Below are 1,874 nucleotides of genomic sequence, written 5' to 3'. Positions count from 1 at the left end.
GGCCGGAGCCGAATTCCTCCGGAATTCGGCTCCTGAATCCCTCCGGAATTCAGGAGCAATTCCTCCGGAATTGCTGAATACAATTGCTCCGCAATTGTATTTTTCGGCTGGGGGTGTCTGTGTGGCTTGGGTTGACACCTCGTCAGGTGCTGGTGGTTGCTCCTGACGAGGTGTCACTTGGAGTTCTTAATACCTCTTTGTGTTTTTTGTCCGGGTTTTCACGGTTCATTTCCTCTTGCTGCTCGTGTCTGCGAGGGTTCCCGGTTCCGTGGAGCTTTCGTGGCGCGGGGTCACGCGCAGGCGCATGCGCCGGGGGTCTGTCAAACGAGCGGCTCTGTCTCACATTCGGTGGTGACGGAGAGTGGACAGCGTCGTTGACATTCGTGTGAAGGATGTCAACGAGCTTGTGCGGACGGTGTTTTCGGGTCTGTCGCCGCTGGTCATCGATAATGTGGCCGATGAGGGTGAGCGGATCGTGGTGCGGGCGAGGACCCCGCAGACGGCTGCGGTCTGTCCGCTGTGCGGGGCGTCGTCGGGGCGGGTACACGGATATCACCTGCGGACGGTGGCCGACGTGCCGGTCGACGACCGCCGGGTGATAGTCCACGTGCGGGTGCGGCGCTTGGTGTGTCCCACGCGTGACTGCCGACAGACCTTCCGCGAGCAGCTGCCCGGAGTGCTGGAGCGATACCAGCGCCGCACCGCCCGTCTGACCAGGCACGTCAAGGCCGTGGTCAAGGAGTTAGCGGGCCGGGCCGGGGCCCGCTTGCCGACGGTACTCGCGGTGGGCGTCTCGCGTCACACGGCCCTGCGCGCCCTGCTGAGCATCCCGTTGCCCACCGGGCGGAGACCCCGCGTGATCGGCGTCGACGACTTCGCTCTGCGCCGCCGGCACCGCTATGCCACCATGGTGATCGACGCCGGGACCCACGAGCGGATCGACGTCCTGCCCGACCGCACTGCCGACACCCTGGAAGCGTAGCTACGCAAGCATCCAGGCATCGAGGCCGTCTGCCGCGACGGCTCGGCGACCTATGCCGAGGCCATCCGCCGCGCCCTGCCCGACGCGGTGCAGGTCGCCGACAGGTGGCACGTCTGGCACAACCTGTGCGAAGCGGTCTCAAGCGAGGTGAAGGCGCACAGCACCTGCTGGGCCGCCATGCTGGACGCGCCCCTCCACGACGGGCCCCGCGCACAGACGACCCCGGAACGCCGGCACCAGATCCACAGCCTGCTCGACCAGGGCGTGGGCCTGCCCGAATGCGCCCGCCGCCTCCAACTGGCCCTGAACACCGTCAAACGCTACGCCCGCGCCGACCGGCCCGAGAGGATGCTCCGCACCCCCGAATACCGCGCCAGTCTCGTCGACCCCTACCGCGAGCACCTGCGAAGACGCCGGGCCACCGACCCCGCCGTCCCCGTCCAGCACCTCTTCGAAGAGATCAAGGCCCTCGGCTTCACGGGCTGCCTCAACCTCCTGCACAAGTACATCAACCAAGGCCGCGCAGACGCCGACCGCAGCCACATCTCCCCACGCCGGCTCACCCGGATGCTGCTCACCAAGCCCGACAACCTCAAGGCCGAACATCACGACCTCCTGGCCCGGCTCACCGCCGCCTGCCCCGAAAAGACCCAACTGACCGCCCACATCCGGACCTTCCCCCCGCTCCTGAAGCCTCAGACAGGGAACGCCGACGCACTCGAAAACTGGATCACCCAGGCCCGCGCAGCCGATCTGCCCCATCTGCTGTCGACGGTCAAACAATTCCCCACGATCTGCATGATCGGCGTCAGCCAATTCCCCACCTCTGTGGTCACGACTCCCCACGGGGACGCTGACCGTCGATGCTGCCGCTGAACATGCTCGAAGTAGC

General features: G+C 66.2%; 1 pseudogene. It reads left to right on the top strand.

Annotation, left to right across the window (positions count from 1 at the left end):
* Positions 1-385: 385 nt before the first annotated feature.
* Positions 386-1,747: pseudogene (locus RM779_RS33185) on the top strand (ISL3 family transposase); the annotation flags it as partial.
* Positions 1,748-1,874 lie beyond the last annotated feature (127 nt).

The organism is Streptomyces johnsoniae, assembly GCF_031845565.1.
Taxonomy (GTDB): domain Bacteria; phylum Actinomycetota; class Actinomycetes; order Streptomycetales; family Streptomycetaceae; genus Streptomyces; species Streptomyces johnsoniae.
This window is presented reverse-complemented; position numbering and strand designations above follow the sequence as displayed.